Origin of the sequence: Mycobacterium sp. E1715 (assembly GCF_001667625.1) — a bacterium.
Taxonomy (GTDB): domain Bacteria; phylum Actinomycetota; class Actinomycetes; order Mycobacteriales; family Mycobacteriaceae; genus Mycobacterium.
Genome location: NZ_LZJJ01000222.1, coordinates 1 through 1,866, shown reverse-complemented (window position 1 = coordinate 1,866; position 1,866 = coordinate 1). Strand labels below are relative to the sequence as shown.

General features: G+C 72.0%; 1 protein-coding gene and 1 pseudogene. Both read right to left on the bottom strand.

The features are described 5' to 3' along the window. Window positions 1-23: 23 nt before the first annotated feature. Complete coding sequence (locus A9X03_RS12190) at window positions 24-974, bottom strand: hypothetical protein (RefSeq protein ID WP_197696061.1); 951 nt, start codon at window positions 972-974, stop codon at window positions 24-26. A 99-nt stretch (window positions 975-1,073) separates the two neighbouring features. Beyond that, window positions 1,074-1,866 (bottom strand): annotated as a pseudogene (locus tag A9X03_RS29785) (hypothetical protein); the annotation flags it as partial.

Sequence of the window (1,866 nt, the reverse complement as noted above, 5' to 3'; positions counted from 1 at the left end):
GTAGCAGCATCTGCGTCAGATTTTTATAAATGGAGGAGCTTTGGACACGGTACTTGGCGTGTCGATGGCGCCGACGGGGGTGGTGGTGGCGCCTGGACTGCCGGGGCGACGACGTTTTGGGTGATGTCGGGGCGCTGATGCGCGTGGGGCCGGATGTCGAAGGCCAGCGCCAGCGAGAGCGCCAGGACACCGCCGACGAATACCAGGGTCGCGGCGACGACGGCCAGCACCGGCTTCCGGCTGCGCCGATCGCCCCGGTCCGCCGCGGACTCGGCTCCCCGGGCGGCCGCGTCGCCCGCTTCGGCGCTGTACGCGAGCTCGCGCCCGCCCGTCGCGGGTTGTCCTGCGTAGGGCATCGCGATCGTCGACGGCGCCCCCAGGTGGGCGTTGGCCGCCGCCAGCGAGGCGCCGCGGGCCAGCGCCATCTCGGGTTCCTCGGGGGTGGTCACCGACAGCGAGGTCGCCGACTCGAGCGCCGGCTTGATGTACGGGATGTCGACGTCCGAGCCCACCAGGAACAGCCCGTCCGGGCGCGCCCTCATCGATTCGGCGCCCGAGGCCAACGCGGCCAGCTGCGCCAGCGCAGCCCCGTCGCTGCTGGGCAGCGCATGCCGGCGCACGTCGGCGACCGAACCGTCGGCGGTGTCGACGACGGCCAGCGTCGCGGTGCTGGGCTCGACGAACAGCAGCGCGGTGCGCGCGCAGTTGGTGGCACTGCCCGCGGCCTGCGCCAGCGCCGCAGCAGCCATCACGCCGGAAACCAGCATGACGTCCTCGATCTTGCGCTCCGCCAACGCATTTCGAAGCGCGGCCGCCTCGGCTTGATCCGTCCACGTCACGCCGCTCGATTTCACCCGATAGCCACCCGCGGCCGCGCTTTCCCGTGTGCCGAGAATCGCGTCGACCACGCGGTCCGCCGCGGCCACCGCCGTTGTCTGATCGGCGAGTTCAAAGCCGTCCTGGTCGACGGTCACTCCGCCGGCATCGCCCCAACCCGGACCCGGCCCGTCCCACAGCGATCAGTGGGACGACTGGCTGCATCGGCACCTGGGCGGCCACGGCATCCCTGTCCCCTAGCCCGCCCGCCGGGTGCCGAACACGCGTAAAATCGGGACACTAGGGGAAAACACGGTGGGGACTAAGTGACCTCTGGCGTTTTCGCGGGGTGCGGCGGCCACGTTCTCATCATCAGCGCTAGCAATCGAACGATGGAGGAGCTTTGGACACGGTACTTGGCGTGTCGATGGCGCCGACGGGGGTGGTGGTGGCGCCTGGACTGCCGGGGCGACGACGTTTTGGGTGATGTCGGGGCGCTGATGCGCGTGGGGCCGGATGTCGAAGGCCAGCGCCAGCGAGAGCGCCAGGACACCGCCGACGAATACCAGGGTCGCGGCGACGACGGCCAGCACCGGCTTCCGGCTGCGCCGATCGCCCCGGTCCGCCGCGGACTCGGCTCCCCGGGCGGCCGCGTCGCCCGCTTCGGCGCTGTACGCGAGCTCGCGCCCGCCCGTCGCGGGTTGTCCTGCGTAGGGCATCGCGATCGTCGACGGCGCCCCCAGGTGGGCGTTGGCCGCCGCCAGCGAGGCGCCGCGGGCCAGCGCCATCTCGGGTTCCTCGGGGGTGGTCACCGACAGCGAGGTCGCCGACTCGAGCGCCGGCTTGATGTACGGGATGTCGACGTCCGAGCCCACCAGGAACAGCCCGTCCGGGCGCGCCCTCATCGATTCGGCGCCCGAGGCCAACGCGGCCAGCTGCGCCAGCGCAGCCCCGTCGCTGCTGGGCAGCGCATGCCGGCGCTCGAGTCGGCGACCTCGCTGTCGGTGACCACCCCCGAGGAACCCGAGATGGCGCTGGCCCGCGGCGCCT